Origin of the sequence: Nonomuraea sp. NPDC047529 (genome assembly GCF_040642995.1) — a bacterium.
Classification (GTDB): Bacteria; Actinomycetota; Actinomycetes; order Streptosporangiales; family Streptosporangiaceae; genus Nonomuraea.
Genome location: NZ_JBEYTJ010000004.1, coordinates 163,197 through 182,683, shown reverse-complemented (window position 1 = coordinate 182,683; position 19,487 = coordinate 163,197). Strand labels below are relative to the sequence as shown.

The 19,487-nt window shown below is 71.3% G+C and carries 20 protein-coding genes and 1 pseudogene; 10 read left to right on the top strand and 11 right to left on the bottom strand.

The features are described 5' to 3' along the window. Positions 1–8: 8 nt before the first annotated feature. On the bottom strand, positions 9–143 hold the full coding sequence (locus ABZ815_RS09395; protein ID WP_357695784.1) for a hypothetical protein: 135 nt from the start codon (positions 141–143) through the stop codon (positions 9–11). A 341-nt stretch (positions 144–484) separates the two neighbouring features. On the opposite strand from ABZ815_RS09395, the gene ABZ815_RS09390 reads away from it, so the two are divergent. Then, complete coding sequence (locus ABZ815_RS09390) at positions 485–1,807, top strand: phenylacetate--CoA ligase family protein (protein WP_357695782.1); 1,323 nt, start codon at positions 485–487, stop codon at positions 1,805–1,807. A 43-nt stretch (positions 1,808–1,850) separates the two neighbouring features. Here the strand turns inward: ABZ815_RS09390 and ABZ815_RS09385 are convergent, their stop codons facing one another. From ABZ815_RS09385 to ABZ815_RS09360, 6 genes are read right to left on the bottom strand one after another with little or no spacing between them, the layout of a single operon-like run. Further along, on the bottom strand, positions 1,851–3,440 hold the full coding sequence (locus ABZ815_RS09385) for a fused response regulator/phosphatase (RefSeq protein WP_357695780.1): 1,590 nt from the start codon (positions 3,438–3,440) through the stop codon (positions 1,851–1,853). Further along, complete coding sequence (locus tag ABZ815_RS09380) at positions 3,433–5,115, bottom strand: ATP-binding protein (protein ID WP_357695778.1); 1,683 nt, start codon at positions 5,113–5,115, stop codon at positions 3,433–3,435. Before ABZ815_RS09380 ends, ABZ815_RS09385 begins: the two co-directional genes overlap by 8 nt. Further along, positions 5,102–6,103: an anti-sigma regulatory factor gene (locus tag ABZ815_RS09375; RefSeq protein ID WP_357695776.1), complete on the bottom strand. Its 1,002-nt coding sequence runs from the start codon at positions 6,101–6,103 to the stop codon at positions 5,102–5,104. The genes ABZ815_RS09380 and ABZ815_RS09375 overlap by 14 nt, the downstream gene beginning before the upstream one ends. Continuing rightward, entirely contained in the window at positions 6,091–6,474 is a 384-nt protein-coding gene (locus ABZ815_RS09370) for an anti-sigma regulatory factor (RefSeq protein ID WP_357696075.1), read from the bottom strand. Before ABZ815_RS09370 ends, ABZ815_RS09375 begins: the two co-directional genes overlap by 13 nt. 8 nt (positions 6,475–6,482) lie before the next feature. Beyond that, a complete protein-coding gene (locus tag ABZ815_RS09365) occupies positions 6,483–6,848 on the bottom strand; it encodes an STAS domain-containing protein (protein ID WP_357695774.1) in 366 nt (121 codons plus the stop codon). Then, a complete protein-coding gene (locus tag ABZ815_RS09360; protein WP_357695772.1) occupies positions 6,848–7,690 on the bottom strand; it encodes an STAS domain-containing protein in 843 nt (280 codons plus the stop codon). Before ABZ815_RS09360 ends, ABZ815_RS09365 begins: the two co-directional genes overlap by 1 nt. A gap of 247 nt (positions 7,691–7,937) precedes the next feature. Here ABZ815_RS09360 and ABZ815_RS09355 point away from each other — a divergent pair, with 247 nt between their 5' ends. After that, positions 7,938–8,588: a biliverdin-producing heme oxygenase gene (locus ABZ815_RS09355; RefSeq protein WP_357695770.1), complete on the top strand. Its 651-nt coding sequence runs from the start codon at positions 7,938–7,940 to the stop codon at positions 8,586–8,588. On the opposite strand, the gene ABZ815_RS09350 is transcribed toward ABZ815_RS09355, so the two are convergent. From ABZ815_RS09350 to ABZ815_RS09335, 4 genes are read right to left on the bottom strand one after another with little or no spacing between them, the layout of a single operon-like run. After that, a complete protein-coding gene (locus ABZ815_RS09350; protein WP_357695768.1) occupies positions 8,585–10,600 on the bottom strand; it encodes an APC family permease in 2,016 nt (671 codons plus the stop codon). The genes ABZ815_RS09355 and ABZ815_RS09350 overlap by 4 nt on opposite strands. Positions 10,601–10,622: 22 nt before the next feature. Beyond that, positions 10,623–11,000: a fluoride efflux transporter CrcB gene (crcB, locus tag ABZ815_RS09345; RefSeq protein ID WP_357695766.1), complete on the bottom strand. Its 378-nt coding sequence runs from the start codon at positions 10,998–11,000 to the stop codon at positions 10,623–10,625. Beyond that, positions 10,997–11,389, bottom strand: coding sequence for a CrcB family protein (locus ABZ815_RS09340; RefSeq protein ID WP_357695764.1), 393 nt, complete (start codon positions 11,387–11,389; stop codon positions 10,997–10,999). The genes crcB and ABZ815_RS09340 overlap by 4 nt, the downstream gene beginning before the upstream one ends. After that, complete coding sequence (locus ABZ815_RS09335) at positions 11,389–12,606, bottom strand: ammonium transporter (protein WP_357695762.1); 1,218 nt, start codon at positions 12,604–12,606, stop codon at positions 11,389–11,391. The genes ABZ815_RS09340 and ABZ815_RS09335 overlap by 1 nt, the downstream gene beginning before the upstream one ends. Positions 12,607–12,847: 241 nt before the next feature. On the opposite strand from ABZ815_RS09335, the gene ABZ815_RS09330 reads away from it, so the two are divergent. The 8 genes and pseudogenes from ABZ815_RS09330 to ABZ815_RS09295 all read left to right on the top strand — a co-directional run bounded on the left by ABZ815_RS09330 (position 12,848) and on the right by ABZ815_RS09295 (position 19,435). After that, positions 12,848–13,780 carry an urea transporter gene (locus ABZ815_RS09330; protein ID WP_357695760.1) on the top strand — a complete coding sequence of 311 codons (933 nt, stop codon included), beginning with the start codon at positions 12,848–12,850 and terminating at the stop codon, positions 13,778–13,780. A 9-nt stretch (positions 13,781–13,789) separates the two neighbouring features. Continuing rightward, a complete protein-coding gene (locus tag ABZ815_RS09325; RefSeq protein WP_357695758.1) occupies positions 13,790–14,095 on the top strand; it encodes an urease subunit gamma in 306 nt (101 codons plus the stop codon). Positions 14,096–14,127: 32 nt separating this feature from the next. Beyond that, positions 14,128–14,433, top strand: a pseudogene (locus ABZ815_RS09320) (urease subunit beta); the annotation flags it as partial. Positions 14,434–14,671: 238 nt separating this feature from the next. After that, positions 14,672–16,396, top strand: coding sequence for an urease subunit alpha (gene ureC / locus ABZ815_RS09315; RefSeq protein ID WP_357695756.1), 1,725 nt, complete (start codon positions 14,672–14,674; stop codon positions 16,394–16,396). Continuing rightward, positions 16,393–17,064, top strand: a complete 672-nt coding sequence (locus tag ABZ815_RS09310; RefSeq protein ID WP_357695754.1) for an urease accessory UreF family protein — start codon at positions 16,393–16,395, stop codon at positions 17,062–17,064. The genes ureC and ABZ815_RS09310 overlap by 4 nt, the downstream gene beginning before the upstream one ends. Before the next feature lie 89 nt (positions 17,065–17,153). Beyond that, a complete protein-coding gene (gene ureG / locus ABZ815_RS09305) occupies positions 17,154–17,831 on the top strand; it encodes an urease accessory protein UreG (protein ID WP_357695752.1) in 678 nt (225 codons plus the stop codon). Further along, entirely contained in the window at positions 17,813–18,754 is a 942-nt protein-coding gene (locus tag ABZ815_RS09300; RefSeq protein WP_357695750.1) for an urease accessory protein UreD, read from the top strand. Before ureG ends, ABZ815_RS09300 begins: the two co-directional genes overlap by 19 nt. A gap of 81 nt (positions 18,755–18,835) precedes the next feature. After that, complete coding sequence (locus tag ABZ815_RS09295) at positions 18,836–19,435, top strand: TetR/AcrR family transcriptional regulator (RefSeq protein ID WP_357695749.1); 600 nt, start codon at positions 18,836–18,838, stop codon at positions 19,433–19,435. Positions 19,436–19,487 lie beyond the last annotated feature (52 nt).

Sequence of the window (19,487 nt, the reverse complement as noted above, 5' to 3'; positions counted from 1 at the left end):
GGCTCAGCTCATCGATAGGAGTCGATGAGCCGTGCGAGGTGCCTACCGGCGATCTCCAGCGGCGCCTCGCTGTGGGACACCTGCGCCGACAGCTCCGCGCCCTCCAGCATGTTGATCACGCTGTGGGCGAGGTCGTGCGCCACGTCGCCGGCGAAGTCGAACGCCGCGCGCAGGAATTCCGTGAACTCTCCGTCCCCGCGCCGTCATGGCTGAGCATTCTGCCTCACCAAGATCGGAGCCGAAGGCGGAATCCGACAGCTCACCCTGAACACCGACAGCTTCAGCTGCAACCGGCAGTGCCGAGCGCGGAGGGGGCGGGGGGTTGGAGGGGTGTGGGACGTAGTGGGTGGTGTCACCATGGGGGTGGAGACGATCAATCAGTGGAGGGAGGAGGCGTGGTGGGCGTTCAGGGCCGGGGTTCTGGGCGGACGGCCGCGCGTACCCCATGGATCCCCTTGAGCTCTTTCATCAGGTGGCCGCGACCGTGCCGGCCTATCGCTCGTTCCTGGCCGAGCACGGGGTCGAGCCCGCGAGCGTGACCGCTCCGGAGCACTTCAGGCGGCTGCCGATGACGTCCAAGGACGCCTACATCCGCCGTCACCCCCTCCCCGACCTCTGCCGGGACGGCGTGATCGGGGACATGATCGCCGTGTCGTCCGGTTCGACGGGTACGCCGTCGTTCTGGCCGCGTTCGGTCGCCGACGAGCGGGTGATCGCCGCCCGTTTCGAGGAGGTCTTCCGGGACTCCTTCGACGCCCGCGAACGCCGTACGCTGGCCGTGGTCTGCTTCGCCCTCGGCACCTGGGTGGGCGGCCTGTTCACCATCGAGTGCTGCCGTCACCTGGCCGAGCGCGGCTACCCGATCACCGTCGTCGCGCCGGGCACCGACCGCAGGGAGATCGCCCGGGTGCTGCCGGAGCTGGCGCCGCACTTCGACCAGGTGGTCCTGCTGGGCTATCCGCCGTTCCTGAAGAACGTCATCGACACCGAGCCGCTCCCCTGGGCCGACTGGAACGTCAAGCTGGTCACGGCGGGCGAGGTGTTCAGCGAGGAGTGGCGCACGCTGGTGGCCGAACGGGCCGGGATCGCCGACCCCGTGCGCGGGATCGCCTCCCTGTACGGCACCGCCGACGCCGGGGTGCTCGGCAACGAGACCCCGCTCTCGGTCGAGCTGCGCCGATTCCTGGCCGGACGTCCGGACACGGCCAGGAAGTTGTTCGGGGAGTCCCGCCTGCCGACCCTGGTGCAGTACGACCCTCGGGTGCGCTTCTTCGAGGAGCAGGAGGGCACGCTGCTGTTCTCCGGCGACAACGGCGTCCCCCTGATCCGGTACCACATCGCCGACGAGGGCGGGGTGATCCCGTACGAGCGCATGCTGGAGTTCGCCGAGCGGCACGGTTTCAGAGCCGCCGCCTCCGGCCCGCGCCACCCGTTCGTCTACGTGTTCGGCCGCAGCCACTTCACGCTGTCCTACTACGGCGCGAACGTCTACCCCGAGAACATCGCGGTGGGGCTGGAGCAGCCCGAGGTCAGCGGGTCGGTGACGGGCAAGTTCGTGATGGAGGTGGCGGAGGACGCCGACCGCGACCGGCATCTGACGGTCACGGTGGAGCTGATGCCCGGCGAGAAGCCCTCCGACGAGGTCGCCCAGGCGGTGGGCGCCTCGATCCTGGCCCAGCTTTTGCGGCTGAACAGCGAGTTCGCGAACTACGTGCCGGTGGCGCAGCAGATGCCGTTCATCCGGTTGCGCGAGGCCGGGGACGCCGAGTACTTCCCGCCGGGAGCCAAGCACCGCTACACCCGCTGACGCGCCCCCAGGAGGCCCCCAAGAGGCCGCCGGGACTGCGCGGTCAGGTTCCGGCGGAGTCCGCGTCGGGCGTGCGGCGGACGACGACCAGCGCCACGTCGTCCTCGCGCGCCCCGAACGCCGCCAGCATGCGCTCGGCGAAGTCCTCCAGGTCGTCCTCGACGGTCTCGGCGAGCTGCCTGGCCTTCTCCATGCTGTCGTCGAGCAGGACGTGCCGGTCCTCCAGCAGCCCGTCGGTGAACAACATCATCGTGCCGCCGGGCGGCAGTTTGAGCCGGTCCACCTGGTACCGCTCGGGCACCGCGCCGAGCAGCAGGTTCCCCAGCGTGTGGTAGGAGCTGCCGGGCCCGGCGAACAGCGGCGGCATGTGCCCGGCATTGGCCAGCTCGATCTCGCCGGTGGCCGGGTCGATGAGCATCAGGCACACGGTGGCGGTCAGGCCCCGGTGGTAGCGCCGCATCATCTGGTTGAGCAGGTCGAGGGAGGCGCTCAGGTCCACCTGGGCGATGAGCGAGGCGCGCAGGGCGTGGCGCACCTCGGCCATGACGGTCGCGGCGTGCAGGGAGTGGCCCTCCACGTCGCCGACGGCGACCAGCACGCGTCCGTCGACCTGCAGCACCTCGTAGAAGTCGCCGCCGACCTCGACGTTGTCCACGGCGGGCTGGTAGCGCAGCGCGACCTGCAGGCCCGGCACCTCGGGGATGCGGCTGGGCAGCAGGCTGCGCTGCAGGGTCAGCGCGATGTCGTGCTCCTCGGTGTAGGCGCGCAGCGCGCCCAGGGCCAGCGCCAGCTCCTGGCCGAGCTGGCGCAGCAGGTTGACCTCGTCGGCGTCGAGCGGCGAGACGGCCTCGACCCCGAGGTAGACCGGCGACGGGGAGTTCTTGGTACGGCAGAGCACGCCGGTGGTGGAGCCCTCGGCGCGCACGTCGGGCAGCAGGCCCTGCCACTCGGTGCTGTCCAGGGTGAACACCCGGGCCCTGGCGGCGTCCTTGAGCGCCAGCTTCGACAGGCGGTCCAGCACGTCGGGGGCGGCGGCCTGGGCGGCGGCGGGCTCGCCGGGCCGGGCGCGGTAGCGCCGCAGCCGCCCGTCGGGCAGCACGGCGAGCGTGCCGCAGTAGCGGCCGAGCACCTCGGCCGTGCCCTCCACGGCCACGGTCAGCAGCTCGTCGAACGTCTCGGCCTCGTTCATCCGCAGGGTCACCTCGGCCAGCTTGGCCAGGCGTTCGGCCATCAGCTCGGCCCGCCAGCGCGCCCGGTAGTAACGCAGCATGGCCTCGACGGTGGCGGCGAACTCGGTGGGCTCGATGGGCTCGCTCAGGTAGGCGTCGGCGCCGCGTTCCAGGCCCTCGGTGCGGTCGGCGGGGGTGATCGCGTTGGCCGACACCTGGATGACGGGGATGGAGGCGGTGGCCGGGTTGGCCTTGATCAGCTCGCAGACCTCGTAGCCGCCGATGTCGGGCAGGCGGACGTCGAGGACGACCAGGTCGATCTGGTTGGCGGCGAGCATGCCGAGTGCCTCCTCGCCGCCTCTCGCCTCCAGCACCTGGTGCCCGGAGCGGCGCAGCCAGCTCGACAGGATGTAGCGCTTGGTGGGCGTGTCGTCCACCACCAGCACGCGTGCGGACTCAGACATCCTGGTCCTCTCCAGCACCGCCGTTCTCGCCCTGGCGGGCGCTGCGGATGGCCTGCAGGAGGTGTTCCCTGCGCAGCCCGTGCTTGGACAGTACCGGCCGATTGCCGGGGGCGTGCTGCGGAGCGATGGTCACGATGACGACGGGGATGCCGCTCAGCCGCTCGTCCTCGGCCATCTGGTGCAGCAGGACGTTGCCGTCGACGCGGGGCATGAGCAGGTCGACGAGGATCACGTCGGGCGGGGAGGCGGCCATGACGTCGAGCGCGGCGGCGCCGTCGGCGGCCTCGTCCACGTGGACGGTGAAGCCGTAGAGCATGCGGCGGGCACTGGCGCGGAACACCTCGTCGTCGTCGGCGATCAGCACGCGTTCCAGCTCGGGCGTGCCGATCTGGTGCGGCAGCCGCAGGGTGGCGACGGTGCCCTCGCCCTGGGTGCTGGTGAGCTCCAGCGTGCCGCCCAGCGCCTCGGCGAGCCTGCGCGCGTACGGGAGGCCGAGGCCGGTGCCCCTCGCCCTGACCTGCAGCGAGCCGGGAACCTGGTAGAAGTCCTCGAACACGCGCCTCAAATGTTCCTCCGAGATGCCGATGCCGCTGTCGGTGACCGTGATGACGATCTCGCCATTGGCTTCGTCGGCATGCGCGGCCAGCACTATCTGCCCGCTTTGCGTGAATTTGAGCGCGTTCGAGAGCAAATTACGCAGAATTCTGATCAACATGCTCTCGTCGGCGTACAGCTCGGTGGCCTCCGGAGCGATCTCGTGACTCAGCGTCACCCCGGCGCGCTCGCTGGTGGGACGCATGGTGACGTGCAGCTGCCCGGCCATCCGGGACAGGTTGACCAGCGTGGGCTGGGGATCCAGGCGGCCGGACTCGGCCTTGGCCATGTCGAGCAGCTCGCTGACGAGTTCGAGCAGCGTCTGCGCCGAGTCGCCGATCAGCCCGATCTGGTGGGTCTGCTCCTCGGTCAGCGGCTCGCCCCCCTGGCCGGTCAGCAGCCGGACCAGGCCGATGACGGAGTTCAGGGGGGTGCGCAGCTCGTGGCTGACGGTGGCCCAGAAGCGGTTGCGCGCCTCGATCGTCTCGCGGAGCTGGGTGGACTTCTCGTCCAGCTCGGCGTACAGGGCGACGACTCCCCTGTTGGTCTCCTCCAGCTCGGCCGAGAGCTGGTTGTACATGGCCAGCACGCCGGTGTTGGTCTCCTGCAGCTCGGAGTTGAGCCGCAGCACGTCCTCCAGGGTCTCGGCGAGCTCCCTGTTCTGCTCGCGCAGCTCCTCCAGCGCGCTGACCGGGGCCAGCTTGGCGAGGCCCGCGCGGATGGACTCCAGTGAGACGGCGGCCGCCCGTGGCCGCAGCCGCTTGGTGATCGTGACGTGGCCGTCGCCGAGGGTGATGTCGTCCACGAGCCGACCGGCCAGTGTCACGCCTTCGGAGCGGTCCAAACCGGATGGCCTGGTGTGCCGGATGGTGATCAGCAGCACGTCGCGGCCGAGCGTGATCACGGCGGCGGCGCCCTTGCCGAACGCCTCCCTGCCCACCTCGCTGAGGGCGGTGGCGACCCTGGTCTGGTCCTGCGACTCCAGCCCGACCAGCTCGGCGGCGGCCCGGCCGAGCCGGCGCAGGACGAAGACGTCCTGGTCGGTGTCGAGGCCGATCCTGACGAGCTCAGTTCCCGCCATTGCCGGGCCTCACCGTCACCACGCAGGCGTCGTCACGCCTGCTGCCGGCCTCGCGCAGCAGGCCCGCCGCGATGACCGCGGGGGTGCGCGCGAACAGCCCCGGCACGTTCCCGGGGTCCCATCGGTCGGTCAGGCCGTCGGAGTGCATGACGACGGTGGCGTACGGGGCGATGCGGTACTCGTACTGGCGCAGGGTGCGTCCCTGGTGGCCGGCGATGCCGGGCAGCGAGATCATGCCCTGCCGGCCGGTCGCGTCGGCCACCCAGCCGGAGACGTTGCCGAGCCCGGCGTAGGTGACGGTGTCCGGCCCGACCCTCGCCACCGCGACGGCGCCGCCGCGGGTCCCGTGCAGCCCGCGGTGCAGGTGTTCCAGGATCGACAGCGGCTCCTGGTCGTTGACCTGCGCGAACAGCTCGACGGCGGTCTCCGCGGCGACGGCGGCGATGTGGCCGTGGCCCAGCCCGTCGCACAGCAGCACCGTCGTCGTCTCTCCGTTCTCGGCGATGGCGTAGCCGTCCCCGCAGCTCACCTCGTCGCCGATCGGCCGGGTCAAGCCGCTGGCGCGCAACGGCGGGCCGGGCGTGCCCTCAGCGGTGAAATGCATGACGAGCACAGTGCCCATACCGGGCACCGAGTGAACGTCGTATCCGGTGGCGATGCGGGCGATCGCGCCCATGCCGATGCCGAGCGTGCCGGAGGTGGAGTAGCCGTCGCGCAGGGCGCGGGCCACGTCGGCCATGCCGGGGCCCTTGTCCACTGCGACGAGTTCCACCCCGAGCGGGGCCTCGGGGTGCGGCCGGACCAGGACGACGCCCTCCACGGCGTGCTTGACCAGGTTGGACACGGCCTCGCTGACGGCCACGGCGATCTGCCCGGTGCGGGTGGTGTCGAAGCCGGCCACCTCGGCCAGCGCGACCGCCTGTCGCCGGACGGCGCCGACGGCGCTCGGGTCCTCGGCGCGCACCCAGGCCGGGGTCACCTGGCCCATTTGGTCACCGTCACGGTCGTGCCCTTGCCGGGGGCGGAGATCAGGTCGAACTCGTCGACCAGCCGGCGCGAGCCGCCGAGGCCGAGGCCCATCCCGCCGCCGGTGGTGAAACCGTCGGTGAGCGCCTTGTCGAGGTCGGGGATGCCGGGGCCCTCGTCGCTGAAGATCAGCTTGAGGCCGCGTTTCCTGCCGTTCTCGACGAGGTCGATGCGCACGTCGCCGCCGCCGGCGTAGACGAGCGCGTTGCGGGCCAGCTCACTGGCCGCAGTGACGATCTTGGTCTGGTCGACGAGGGACAACCCCGCCTCGATCGCGAGGGTCCGTACGACCTGCCGGACCATCACGACGTCCGCGCTGCCCGCGATCGTCATCGTCTCGGTCACCTGTCGGCGCCCCTGACGTGGTCAAGGAGCGCCACTCCCTTCTCCAGGTTCAGCGCCGTACGCACACCGCCCAGCGACAGGCCCAGCTCGACCAGGGTGATCGCCACCGCGGGACGCATACCGACGACGACCGTCTGGGCGTCCAGCATGCGGCACATGGTGGCGATGGTGGCCAGCATGCGGCCGATGAAGGAGTCGACGATCTCCACCGCGGTGATGTCGATGATCACGCCTCTGGCCCCGGTGGCGACGACCCGATCGGCCAGGTCCTCCTGGAGGGCCAGCACGCTCTGGTCCTCCAGGTCGATCTGGATGGAGACGATCAGGATGTCGCCGAGCTTGAGTACGGGCACCCGCTGCATCAGGCGTCCTCCGCCCGCACGGCGATCCGGGCGTTGTGCGACCGGATCACCTGCACGCCGCTGCGCCTGAAGGCGTGGGCGAGCGCGTCGGCCAGCGACGCCTTGGTGACGATGTCGCCGAACTCGATGCCGAGCGTGACGATGGTGTGCGCGATCTGCGGGCGGATGCCGGAGATGACGCACTCGGCGCCCATCAGCCTGGCGGCCACCACGGTCTTGAGCAGGTGCTGGGCCACCTGGGTGTCCACGGCGGGCACGCCGGTGATGTCGATCACAGCGTGCTCGGCCCCGGTGTCGACCAGGGTCTGCAGCAGCTTCTCCATCACGACCTGGGTCCTGGCGGAGTCGAGGGTGCCGATCAGCGGGACGGCGACGATGCCCTCCCAGAGCTTGACCACCGGGGTGGACAGTTCGAGCAGCTGCTCGGCCTGGTCCAGGATGATCTTCTCGCGGGCGTCGGAGAAGGTCTCGAAGGTGAGCAGGCCCAGGTCGTCGATGAGCCGGGAGAACCAGATGAAGCCGCGCAGGGCCTCGGCCTCGCCGTCGGCCTCGACGACCTCGTACAGGGCCTCCTTGAGGCCGAAGACGGCGCGGGCGGTGTCGGCCGGCGCGTGGCCCGCGCGGGCGCGGGTGCGGGAGAGCTCCGCGAGCAGGCCGCGGACGTCGGCGAGGTCTCCCTTGCCCTGGTCGAGCGCGGACTGCAGCGCCCGGTATATGTCGAGGAGCTCGTCCGACGGGGCCTTGGCGAGCTGCACCCAGCGGGCGAGGATCTGCTCCTCGTGCTGCCGGAGCAGGTCCTCAATGCGTCGCCTGGCGACATCGGCTTGGACGGTCAAGATCACTCCTGGGTCGGCTGGCGGCTGACGGTGTCACCGTATGTTAGAGCGATTTTTCCAGGTAGCGGACCGTTTGGCGTCCGCCACTGTACGCGACGGGGGCCTTGCGGGGTGTGCCCTCTTGAGTTCGTTCTTCCTGGGTAGATGAACGGCGAGGCGAGTTTTGCTGACATGCTGTCGTCATCGCCTTGACGGAGCCTCCGAGGGTTTGTGACACTGTGTCAGAAACAGTCGCGCGAGTTGAGGAAGTGCTGTGACGACGTCGTTCTCCGAGACCTTGAGGGCCGCCACCTGGGGCGACCACGAGTCGGCCGAGTCCGAGGGCTACCTCGCCGAGCTGATGGGCGGCCGGTTGAGCGAGCACGAGTACGGCGAGATGGTCGCCCAGCACTACTTCGCCTACCTCGCCCTCGACGGCGTCTCGAAGGAGCTGGCCGACCACCCGGTCGCCGGCCGCTTCGTCTTCCCCGAGCTCTACCGCGAGCCCGCCCTGGAACGCGACCTGGCCACGATCTACGGCCCCGCCTGGCGCGAGCGCGTCACCCCCTCCAAGGCCACCCGCACCCTCCAGGCCCGCATCGAGCAGATGGCCGACTGGCCCGGCGGGTACGTCGCCCACCACTACACCCGCTACCTCGGCGACCTGTCGGGCGGCCAGTTCATCCGCATGGAACTGCAGAAGATCTTCGGCTACCAGGCCGGCGGAGGCGTCGACTTCTACATCTTCGACGAGGTGGGCAGCCTCCCGCGGTTCAAGACCGAGTACCGGGCGCGGCTCGACGCCCTCGGCGCGGAGCTCGACGAGCGCGAGCAGCGGCGGATCATCGGCGAGGTGCGGCTGGCCTACCAGCTCAACACCGAGGTCCTGGCCGAGCTCATGCACGTCGTCAGGGCCACCGCCTAACCGTCGTCGGCGTCGGAGGCGGAGGCGGGGGCGGGGGCGTCGTCGGTCGGCTGCATGGCCAGGACGGCCAGGCGCGTGGGCAGGCGCGGGCGGCGCTCGGCGCGGCGTTCGCCCGAGGCCAGCCGGTAGGGCACCAGCGTGACCATCACCCCGGGGACCAGCAGCAGCTGGTCGCGCAGCCGGGCGGTCAGCCGGTTGTGCAGGGCCGGCTCCCACCAGTGGCCGGTCACGTAGTCCACGATGTAGACGGTCACGATGTGGCCGGGGTGCAGGGCCAGCCGGTCGCGCACGTGCCGCAGGATCGGGCCCACAGTCGTCCGGTAGGGCGCGTCGATCATCGTCAGCGGCACGGAGGAGGGGGCGTACCGCTCCCATCCTTCGCGCAGCTCGCGGGTCGTCTCCTCGTCGGTGCACACGTGCACGGCCTCCAGCCCGGCCGGACGGGTGGCCGCGGCGTAGGCGACCGCCTGGAGCGCGGGGCTGCCCAGCCGGGAGACCAGCACCATGGCGTGGGCGCCGGCGGGCAGCTCGACGGGCGTGTCGGGCGTGGTGGCCGCCTGTACCTGGTCGTAGTGCCGCCTGATGCCCTTCATGAGCGCGAACAGCCCGGGGATGGCCAGGCAGACGAGCCAGGCGCCGTTCATGAACTTGGTCACCAGGACGATCACCAGGACGGCGGCGGTCACCGTCGCGCCGGTCGCGTTGACGGCCTGCCGCCGCCGCACGCCGGGCGAACCCGGGCCGGTGCGCCGCCAGTGCCGGACCATGCCGGCCTGGCTCAGCGTGAAGGAGATGAAGACGCCGATGATGTAGAGCTGGATGAGCCGGGAGCTGTTGGCGTCGAAGACGACGAGCAGCACGGCCGCGGCCGTCGCGAGCAGCAGGATGCCGTTGCTGAACACCAGCCGGTCGCCGCGCTTGTGGAGCTGCCTGGACAGGTAGGAGTCGGCGGACAGGATCGAGGCCAGCATGGGGAAGCCGTTGTAGGCGGTGTTGGCGGCCATGATCAGGATCGCCGCGGTGCTGGCCTGGAGGAGGGCGTACAGGACGCCGCGGCCGAGGACGGCGTCGCCGATCTGGGCCAGGGCGGTGGGCTCGACGTACCCGGCGGGCATCCCGGCGAGCCTTCCGGGGTGGTCGGGGTCGGTCATCCGCACGTGGGTGAGCAGGGCCAGCACGGTGATGCCGGTGAACATGGTGACCGACAGCACGCCCATGATCGCCAGGGTGTTCGCCGCGTTCCTGCTCTTGGGCCGGCGGAAGGCGGGCACGCCGTTGCTGACCGCCTCCACCCCGGTCAGCGCCGTGCAGCCGGAGGCGAACGCGCGCAGCACCAGGAAGACCGCGACGAAGCCGACGGGCTGGTAGAGCGGTTCGATGGTGAAGTCGGCGCTGACCGCGCGGGGATGCTCGCCGGTCAGCAGCCGCCAGGCGGCGACCAGGAACATCAGGTAGACCGTGGCGATGAAGGCGTAGGTGGGCACCGCGAACCCGCGGCCGGACTCGCGGGTGCCGCGCAGGTTGACCAGGGTGAGCAGCGCGACGCAGGCCACGCTCAGGGGCGCCGACCAGCGGTTCAGGCCGGGCGCGTAGGAGGTGATGGCGTCCACCCCCGCGGCGACGGAGACGGCCACGGTCAGCACGTAGTCGACCAGCAGCGCGCTGGCGGCGACCAGGCTGGCGTTGACGCCCAGGTTCTCCCGGCTGACGACGTACGCGCCGCCGCCGCCCGGGTAGGCGTAGCAGGTCTGCCGGTAGGACACGATGATGATCACCAGCATGGCCACGATGGCCGCCGCGATCCAGCCGGTCAGGTGCAGCAGGACGAGGCCGCCCAGGGTGAGGGCCATGATGATCTGCTCGGTCGCGTACGCCACCGACGAGATCGGGTCGCTGCAGAAGACGGGCAGCGCCAGCCGCTTGGGCAGGAGCTGCCGCTCCAGGTGCTTGGTCCGCAGCGGGCGGCCGACCACGGCCCGTTTGGCCCGCTCCCACGGGGACGGGACGGTCATGGGCGTTCCCGCCTCCTTCCGGTCAGCCGGCCAGCGCCCTGCCGAGCAGGTAGCCGAGGCTGACGACGGCCAGGCCGAGCACCACGTTCATGGCGATGTTGGCCAGCGCCCGGCCGGTGGACCCGGCGGCCAGCATCTTCCAGGTGTCGGTGCTGAAGGTGCTGAACGTGGTGAGCGCGCCGCAGAACCCGGTGCCGACCAGCGACAGCACGGCCGGCGGCAGGGAGTCGCGCGAGGCGATGCCCATCAGGACGCCGAGCACGGCCGAGCCGATGACGTTGACGGCCAGCGTGCCCCAGGGCATCGCCTTGCCGGCCGCCTTGGTGACCCCGGCGTCCACGAGGTATCGGGCGGGCGCGCCGATCAGGCCGCCGACGAAGACCACCAGGACGAGGATCACCGCCGGCCGCCCAGCTTCAGGCCCGCCCAGACGGCCACCAGGCCCAGGACGACGCTGAGCACGAGGTAGACCGCCGCCCAGCCGGCCGCGCCGTCCACGGTCAGCTCGCGGACGCCGTCCACCAGGTGCGAGAAGGTGGTGAAGCCGCCCAGGAAGCCCGTGCCGAGCAGCGCCTTGACCGGCATGCGGTGCAGCGGGTGCCGGGTCAGCTCGCCGGTGAGCAGGCCCATCAGCAGGCAGCCGACGACGTTGACCACCAGCGTGGGCCAGGGCAGCGGATGGTCGGCGCCCATCAGCGTCTGGGTGAGCAGGTGGCGGACGACCGCGCCGACGCCGCCGCCCACCGCCACCAGGGCGAGGGCGCGGGCCGGATGCCGGGTGGCGGCCATCAGTCCTCCGTCCCGAGTTGCGCGTCGGTGCCGGCGAGCTGTTCGGCCTCGGTCTCGCGCATCCGGCAGACCCGGTCGACGACCCGGCCGATCAGGTAGGTGACGATGAAGGAGTAGAGCGCGACCACGATGATCGCGGCGATCTGCTTGAGCAGCACCTGGATCGAGCCGCCGTAGAACAGGCCCTTGGTCGTGCTGACGCCGACGCCGGTGGCGAGCAGGCCGATGAGGGCCGTGCCGACGATGCCGCCCGCGCCGTGCACACCGACGACGTCCAGGGTGTCGTCGTAGCCGAGGACGAGCTTCCAGGTCACGGCGAACGACACCACGACGGCGGCCACGATGCCGATGATCAGGGCGCCCTCGGAGTTGACGTACGCGCAGGACGGCGTGATGGCCACCAGTCCGGCCAGCGCGCCGGTGGCCGAGCCGAGCCGGGTGAAGTGCCGGTACCGGAACCATTCGATGACGAGCCACGTGAGCATCCCGGCCGAACCGGCGATCATGGTGGTCAGGAAGGCGTTGACGGCGATGCTCCCGTCGGCCATGGCCGAGCCGGCGTTGAAACCGAACCAGCCGAACCACAGCAGGCCCAGGCCGAGCATGACGAACGGGATGTTGCTCGGCCGGGGCGGCTCCTTCCTGCGGAAACGCACGCCTGGACCGAGCGCGAGGGCCAGGGCCAGGCCGGCCATGCCGGAGTTCAGCTCGACGACCAGGCCGCCGGCGAAGTCGAGCACGCCCCACCGGCTGATCCAGCCCTGCCGGTCGAACACCCAGTGCGCGATCGGGAAGTACACCAGCGTCACCCAGACGATCGAGAAGACGATCCACGGCCCGAGCCGGGTCCGGCCGGCGACCGATCCGCTGATCAGGGCCACCGTGATGATGGCGAAGGTGAGCTGGAACAGCGCGAAGGCGTAGGTGGGGACGCGGCCGTGCAGCATGGTGGGTGTGATGTCGGCGAAGCGCAGGTCGCCGAAGCCGATCACTCCGGCGCCGCCCACGTCCGGGCCGAAGACGAGGCCGTACCCGTAGCCGAACCACAGGATCGTGACCAGGGCTATCGAGACGAAGCTCATGAAGAGCATGCTGAGCACGTTCTGGGCGCGGACCATGCCGCCGTAGAAGAAGGCCAGGCCGGGCGTCATGAGCAGCACCATGGCGGCGCTCACGAGCACCCAGGCCGAATCCCCGGTGTTGAGCCCTGGCGGCATCGCTCGACCTCGCTTCCTGTCCCCAGACAGGATGATCGGCCGGAGTAGACGTAAAACGCCCTGGTCAAGGGCCTTTGCCGGGCCTGTCCATTGTTGAGGTGCTCTTAGGTCTCGACTCGTTTTCGACGGCCTTTGCAAAGAATGTCCATCGAATCACCGCCGCCGCGTGGCGCGCCGGACGCCGGGGAATGTTGCCGCTCGTTGACCCGGTTCCGGCGAGTGGCGAGAGAGGCAGGCGTACATGCGTGCCGAGATGCCCGACCTGCCGCTCGCCACGCTCCGCGGCTTCAGCCAGGTGGACCTGCAGAACAACCTGGCGACCGCGATCTGCTTCGTCGTAGCGTTGCTCGCCGCCGGATGGCGGTTCGCGCTCTTCGGCCTGATCGGCGCCGCCGTGGGCACGCTCACCGCCTGGTTCCTCGGCGCGGCGCGGGAGAGCGTGACCGCGGGGCTCGAAGGCTTCAACGGCACGCTGATCGGCGTCGCGCTGGTGCTCTACTTCCAGGCCCGGTGGATCACGCTGCTGCTGGTCGTCGTCGGGGCGATCATGGGCAGCGTCCTGACGGCGGCGCTCAAGACACTGCTCGGGCCGCATGGCCTGCCGGGGCTCACCGCGCCGTTCTGCGTGGTCGCCACGATCATGGTGGTCGGCGGCCCGTCCTACGAGCGGGTCTGGCGCAGGCACACTCTCGCGGCGCCGCCGTCGGCCACGTCCCCGGGGACCACGGTGACGTTCGCGGACCTGTGGCAGGGCCTGCTCAACGGCGTCGGCCAGGTGTTCTTCCAGGGCAAGTGGTACGTCGGGCTGATCTTCCTGATCGGCCTGGCGCTCGCCGGATGGCGGGTCGCGGTGGCCGCGCTGGCCGCCAGCGCCGTCGGGATCGTGGTGGCCGTGCTGCTCGGCGCGCCCGCGGCCGACATCGGCGCCGGCCTGTACGGCTACAACGCGGTGCTCACCGGCATCGCGCTGTGCTGCGCGTTCGTCGTGCCGACCGTGCTCGGCCTGCTGTACGCCCTGGCCGGCGTGGTGTCGGCGACCGTGCTGACGGCGTTCGTCGGCCACCTGTTCGCGCCGGTCGGCGGGCACACCCTGACCTGGCCGTTCGTCCTGGTCACCTGGATCTTCCTGGCGGCGGTCCCGGCGTTCTCCGGCGTCCGGCGCGCTTCCACCTAAGGAGAGCTCATGAACCTCGCACCGCGCGAAATCGACAAGCTGCTGATCTACGTGGTCGCCGACCTGGCCACCAGGCGCCGCGACCGCGGCGTGAAGCTGAACTACAGCGAGGCGGTGGCGCTGATCAGCGTCGCGGTCCTGGAGGCCGCGCGGGACGGCAGGACCGTGGCCGAGTGCATGGAGCTCGGCAAGCAGGTGCTCGGCGCCGGGGACGTCATGCCCGGGGTGCGCGAAATGCTCAAGCTGATGCAGGTCGAGGCGTCGTTCAAGGACGGTTCCAAGCTCGTTTCCTGCCACGACCCCATCGGCGGCTGACACCCGCCGCGACCAGAAAGGAGCGGTTCGCCATGACGGACACGGACCGGATCATGTACGGGGACGACCCGATCGAGATCAACGCCGGTCGCGCCTCGGTCACCCTGACCGTGCGCAACACCGGCGACCGGGCCATCCAGGTCGGCTCGCACTTCCACTTCTTCGAGGCCAACCGGGCGCTCAGCTTCGACCGTGAGAAGGCGTACGGCATGCATCTCGACATCCCGGCCGGGACCGCCGTCCGCATCGAGCCGGGTGACACCCACCAGGTCACGCTGGTCGAGTTCGCCGGCGGCATGCGCGTCGTCGGCTTCGCGGGACTGGTGGACGGCGGACTGCGGGCCAGGGACAGCCGCACGCACGCCCTGCGCCGCCTGGCCGAGCTGGGGTACGCCGACCAGCCGGAGCCCGGGGCCACCGTCCGCGCGGCGGGCGAGGAGAAGCCGGCGCGGAAGGCGGCGGGCGAGGAGAAGCCGGCGCGGAAGGCGGCGGGCGAGGAGAAGCCGGCGCGGAAGGCGCCCGCCAGGAAGGCCGCCGCCAAGAAGCCGGCCGCCGGGAAGAAGAAGGCCTGAGCCGATGAGCACCATGAACCGCAAGCAGTACGTCTCCATGTTCGGCCCCACCGTGGGCGACCGGGTCCGACTGGCCGACACCAACCTGGTGATCGAGATCGAGAAGGACCACACGGCCGGCTACTACGGCGACGAGGCCGTCTACGGCGGCGGCAAGACCGCCCGCGACGGCATGGCGTCCGACCCCGGTTCCCAGAACGCCACGATCGCGCTCGACCTGGTGATCACCAACGCGGTCGTCCTGGACCCGGTGCTCGGCGTCGTCAAGGGTGACATCGGCATCAAGGACGGCCGGATCGTCGGGATCGGCAAGGCGGGCAACCCGCACACCCAGAACGGCGTGGACCGCCGGCTGGTCATCGGCGCCGGGACCGAGGTGCTGGCGGGCGAGAACATGATCGCCACTCCGGGGGCCATCGACCCGCACGTGCACCTGATCGCGCCGCAGCAGGCCCAGACCGCGCTCACCAACGGCATCACGACGCTGATCGGCGGCGGCACCGGCCCCACCGACGGCACCCGCGGCACCACCTGCACGCCCGGCCCGTGGAACATCGGCCGCATGTTGCAGGCCGTCGAGGCGCTGCCGGTCAACATCGGCATCATGGCCAAGGGCAACGGCAGCCTGCCCGCCGCGCTCGCCGAGCAGATCGAGGCCGGGGCGTGCGCGCTGAAGGTGCACGAGGACTGGGGCTCCACCCCGGCGGTGGTGGACTGCGCGCTGCGGATGGCCGACGAGTACGACGTCCAGGTGGCGCTGCACGCCGACAGCCTCAACGAGGCCGGCTACCTGGAGGACACGATCAGCGCCATCAACGGCCGCGCGATCCACACCTTCCACACCGAGGGCGCGGGCGGCGGGCACGCGCCGGACATGATCCGCATCGCCGGCGAGCCGAACGCGCTGCCGTCCTCGACGAACCCGACGCTGCCGTACACGATCAACTCGGCTGACGAGCTGCTGGACATGGTGATGGTCTGCCACCACCTCAACCACGACATCCCCGAGGACGTCTCCTTCGCCGACAGCCGGGTGCGGGTGGAGACCATCGCCGCCGAGACCGTGCTGCAGGACATGGGCGTGATCAGCATGTTCTCCTCCGACTCCCAGGCGATGGGCCGGGTCGGGGAGACCTTCACCCGCGCCTTCCAGACCGCCCACCACTGCAAGGACCAGCGCGGCCGGCTGCCGGAGGACTCCGAGCGCAACGACAACGCCCGGGTGCTGCGCTACCTGGCCAAGCTGACCATCAACCCGGCCCGTACGACCGGCATCGCCGAGACCGTCGGCTCGCTGGAGGACGGCAAGCTGGCCGACATCGTGCTGTGGCCGTTCACGTCGTTCGGGGCCAAGCCCGCGCTGGTGGTCAAGGGCGGCCTGATCAACTGGGCGCAGATGGGCGACCCGAACGCCTCGCTGCCCACGCCGCAGCCCGTCTACTACCGGCCGATGTACGGCGCGATGGGGATGGCGCAGCGCAAGAGCAACGTGACGTTCCTGCCGGACGCCGCCATCGCCGCCGGGGTGCCCGAGCGGCTCGGCCTGCAACGGCTGATCGCCAAGGTGCGCCACACCCGGACGGTGGACAAACGGCACATGATCCGCAACAACGCGCTGCCGAAGATCACCGTGGACCCGGAGACGTTCAAGGTCACCGTGGACGGCGAGCACGCGACGATCGCGCCGGCGCAGGAGCTGCCGCTGAACCATCTGTTCTTCCTGGCATGAGCCTGCTCGCCCAGCTCCAGCTCACCGACTCGGCCTTCCCCGGCGGCCTGTACACGCTCTCGCACGGGCTGGAGGCGTACGCGCAGGCCGGGCCGGTGGACGTCGCCGCCCTGCTGGAGGACCTGCTGCTGCACGCGGCGGGGCCGGGCGACGCCACCGCGCTGGTTCTCACCCACCGGGCGGTGACGGCGGGCGACTGGGACGCGGTGGTCGAGGTCGACCGGCGGCTGCACGCCGTCAAGCTCGGCCGGGAGATCCGGGCCGCCGCCACCAGGACCGGCAACCAGGTCCTGCGCACGGCGGCGCTGGTCTTCGCGACGCCGGAGCTGGCCCGCCTGTCGGGGCTGGCCGACGCCAGGGTCACGCCGGGCAACCACGCCGTGGTGCTGGGCACGGCCTACGCCGGGCTCGGCGTCCGGGAGGCCGACGCGGTGACCGGCGACCTGTACGCCTTCGCCGCGAGCTGGGTCGGCGCCGCCGTACGGCTGCGCCGGCTGGACTTCCGGCAGGCCCAGGCCGTCCTGTACGGCGCGGCCGGCGCGATCGGGCGGGCCGCCGCGCACGCCCTGGCCGCCCGCGGCCCGCTCGACCTGCACGCCGCCACCCCGCTCGCGGACACGATGAGCGCCGCCCACGAACGCGCCGAGGCCCGCCTCTTCGCCACCTGACAGGCCCGGCCGAGAGCCCCATGCCCAGAACCGGCGGAGAGCCGCCGGAGCGCCACTGATGACAGCCACCTGAGAAAGAGGCCGCGCACATGCATCACCACCACCCGCACCCCGCCGTCGAGGTGCCCTCGGGCACCGCCATGGACCACGTCTTCAAGATCGGGATCGGCGGGCCGGTCGGCTCCGGCAAGACCGCCCTCATCGAGGCACTGGTGCCCGTCCTGCTCGAACGGGGACGCAACGTGGCCGTCGTCACCAACGACATCTACACCCAGGAGGACGCCCAGCACGTCCGGCGCACCCTCGACGGCGTGCTGGACCCCGCGCGGGTGGTGGGCGTCGAGACCGGCTCCTGCCCGCACACCGCCGTGCGCGACGACCCGACGATGAACCTGGCCGCCGGGGCCGAGCTGCTGGAGCGCTTCCCCGACATCGACACGCTGCTGTTCGAGAGCGGCGGCGACAACCTGACCCTCACCTTCAGTCCCGTCCTGGCCGACGTCTACGTCTTCGTCCTGGACACCGGCGAGGGGGACAAGATGCCGCGCAAGCGGGGGCCCGGCATCACCGACTCGGACCTGCTGGTCATCAACAAGATCGACATCGCGCCGTACGTGCGGGCCGACCTGGAGGTGATGTCCCGCGACGCCGACCGGGTCCGCGACGGGCGGCCGGTCGTGCTCACCGACGCCCTGCGCGGCACCGGCGTGGCCGAGGTGGCCGACTTCGTCCTCAGCGGCGCGACGGCATGCTCGCCGGCCCGGTAGACCGGCTGGCCGCCGGCCACTACACGATCGACTCGGTCCCGGCGGACGTGGCCCGGTACGCCGACGTGCCCGACACCCTGCCGGTCGGCAGCCCCGGCAAGGTCGGCGTGCTGGACCTGGCGTTCGAGCGGCGCGGCGGGCGTACCGAGCTGACCGGCCACTACCAGAAGGCGCCGCTGCAGATCATGCGGCCGCACTACTACGACCCGGCCCGGCCGGACCTGCCGTACCTGATGGTGATGTCCACCGGCGGCGGCGTGCTCCAGGGGGACCGCCACCGAATCGACGTGACCTGCGGCGCGGGCGCGTCCGTGCACGTCACCACGCAGGCGGCCACCAAGATCTACCGGATGGAGCAGGACTACGCCACCCAGCTCCTCACGCTCACCGTGGGGCCGGACGGCTACCTGGAGTACCTGCCGGACCCGGTGATCCCCTTCGCCGGGTCCCGCTTCTACCAGCGCACCCTGGTGAACGCCGGGCCCGGCGCCACGGTGATCCTCGGCGAGACCGTGCTGGCCGGGCGGCTGGCCCGGGGCGAGCGGCACGCCTACACCGCGTACTGCAACGACCTGGACGTCCACGACGCCGGCGGGCGGCTGCTGTTCGCCGACCCGATCAGGCTCGTGCCCGGCCGCGCGCCGGTCACCGGCCCGGCGATGTTCGGCGACCACGGCGTCCTGTCCACCCTGTACGTGATCACCTCCGCCGTGCCCGCGGACGAGCTGGCCGGGGCGCTGCACGAGACGGCGGCGGGCAGCGGGCTGGCGGGCGGGGCCAGCACGCTGCCCAACGGGGCGGGCGCCTGGGCGAGGCTGCTCGGCCCGGAGTCTCCGCCCGTCCTGGCCACCCTGGAACGCCTGTGGGACCTGGCCCGGCGCGCCGTCACCGGCGACCCGGCGCCGGACCGCCGCAAACCCTGAGCCGGGCCCGAGAAGGGGTCTGACCCTGCCCCCAGGGGCCGTCCCGGGTGCGCCGGGGGCGATCCGGCCTACCATGGGCCTATGCCCCGCATCTCGGCCGCCACGATCGGCGAGCATCGCGCCCAGACGCGCGACCGCATCCTGCAGGCCGTCTCACGCCTGTCCAGGGCCCAGGGCATCGACGCCATCTCCCTGACGGACGTGGCCCACGAGGCCGGCATCACCCGCACGGTCCTGTACAACTACTTCCCCGACAAGGCCGCCCTGCTGCTGGCCTTCACCGAGCGCGTGACCAGCTACTTCATCGAGAGCTACGAGCGGGAGCTGCCTGAGGAGGCCTCGCCCGCCGACCGGTTGCGGGCCTTCGTCCGGCTCCAGCTCGCGGGGCTGCTCGCCCACCCCCACCCGGGCGCGGCCGACCTCGGCGCGGCGCTCGGGCCCGACGCCTACCAGCAGCTCGCCGAGCACGTCGCACCCATGCAGCGGGTGCTGGTGGAGATCCTCGACGACGGCGTGCGGTCCGGCGACTTCCAGGTGCCGGAGGTGGGGGCGACGGCACGCATGGTGCTGGCCGTCATCGGGGCCGAGCGGGTGCCGCTGATCAGCGGCGAGGTCACGGTCGAGACGGCCGAGCAGGCGGTGGCGGGCTTCGTGCTCCGGGCCCTCGGGGCGCGCCCGTAGGGGTCCCGACGCCGGGGTGGCCGTCGCGGGCCGCCGGAGCCGGTGACAAGAT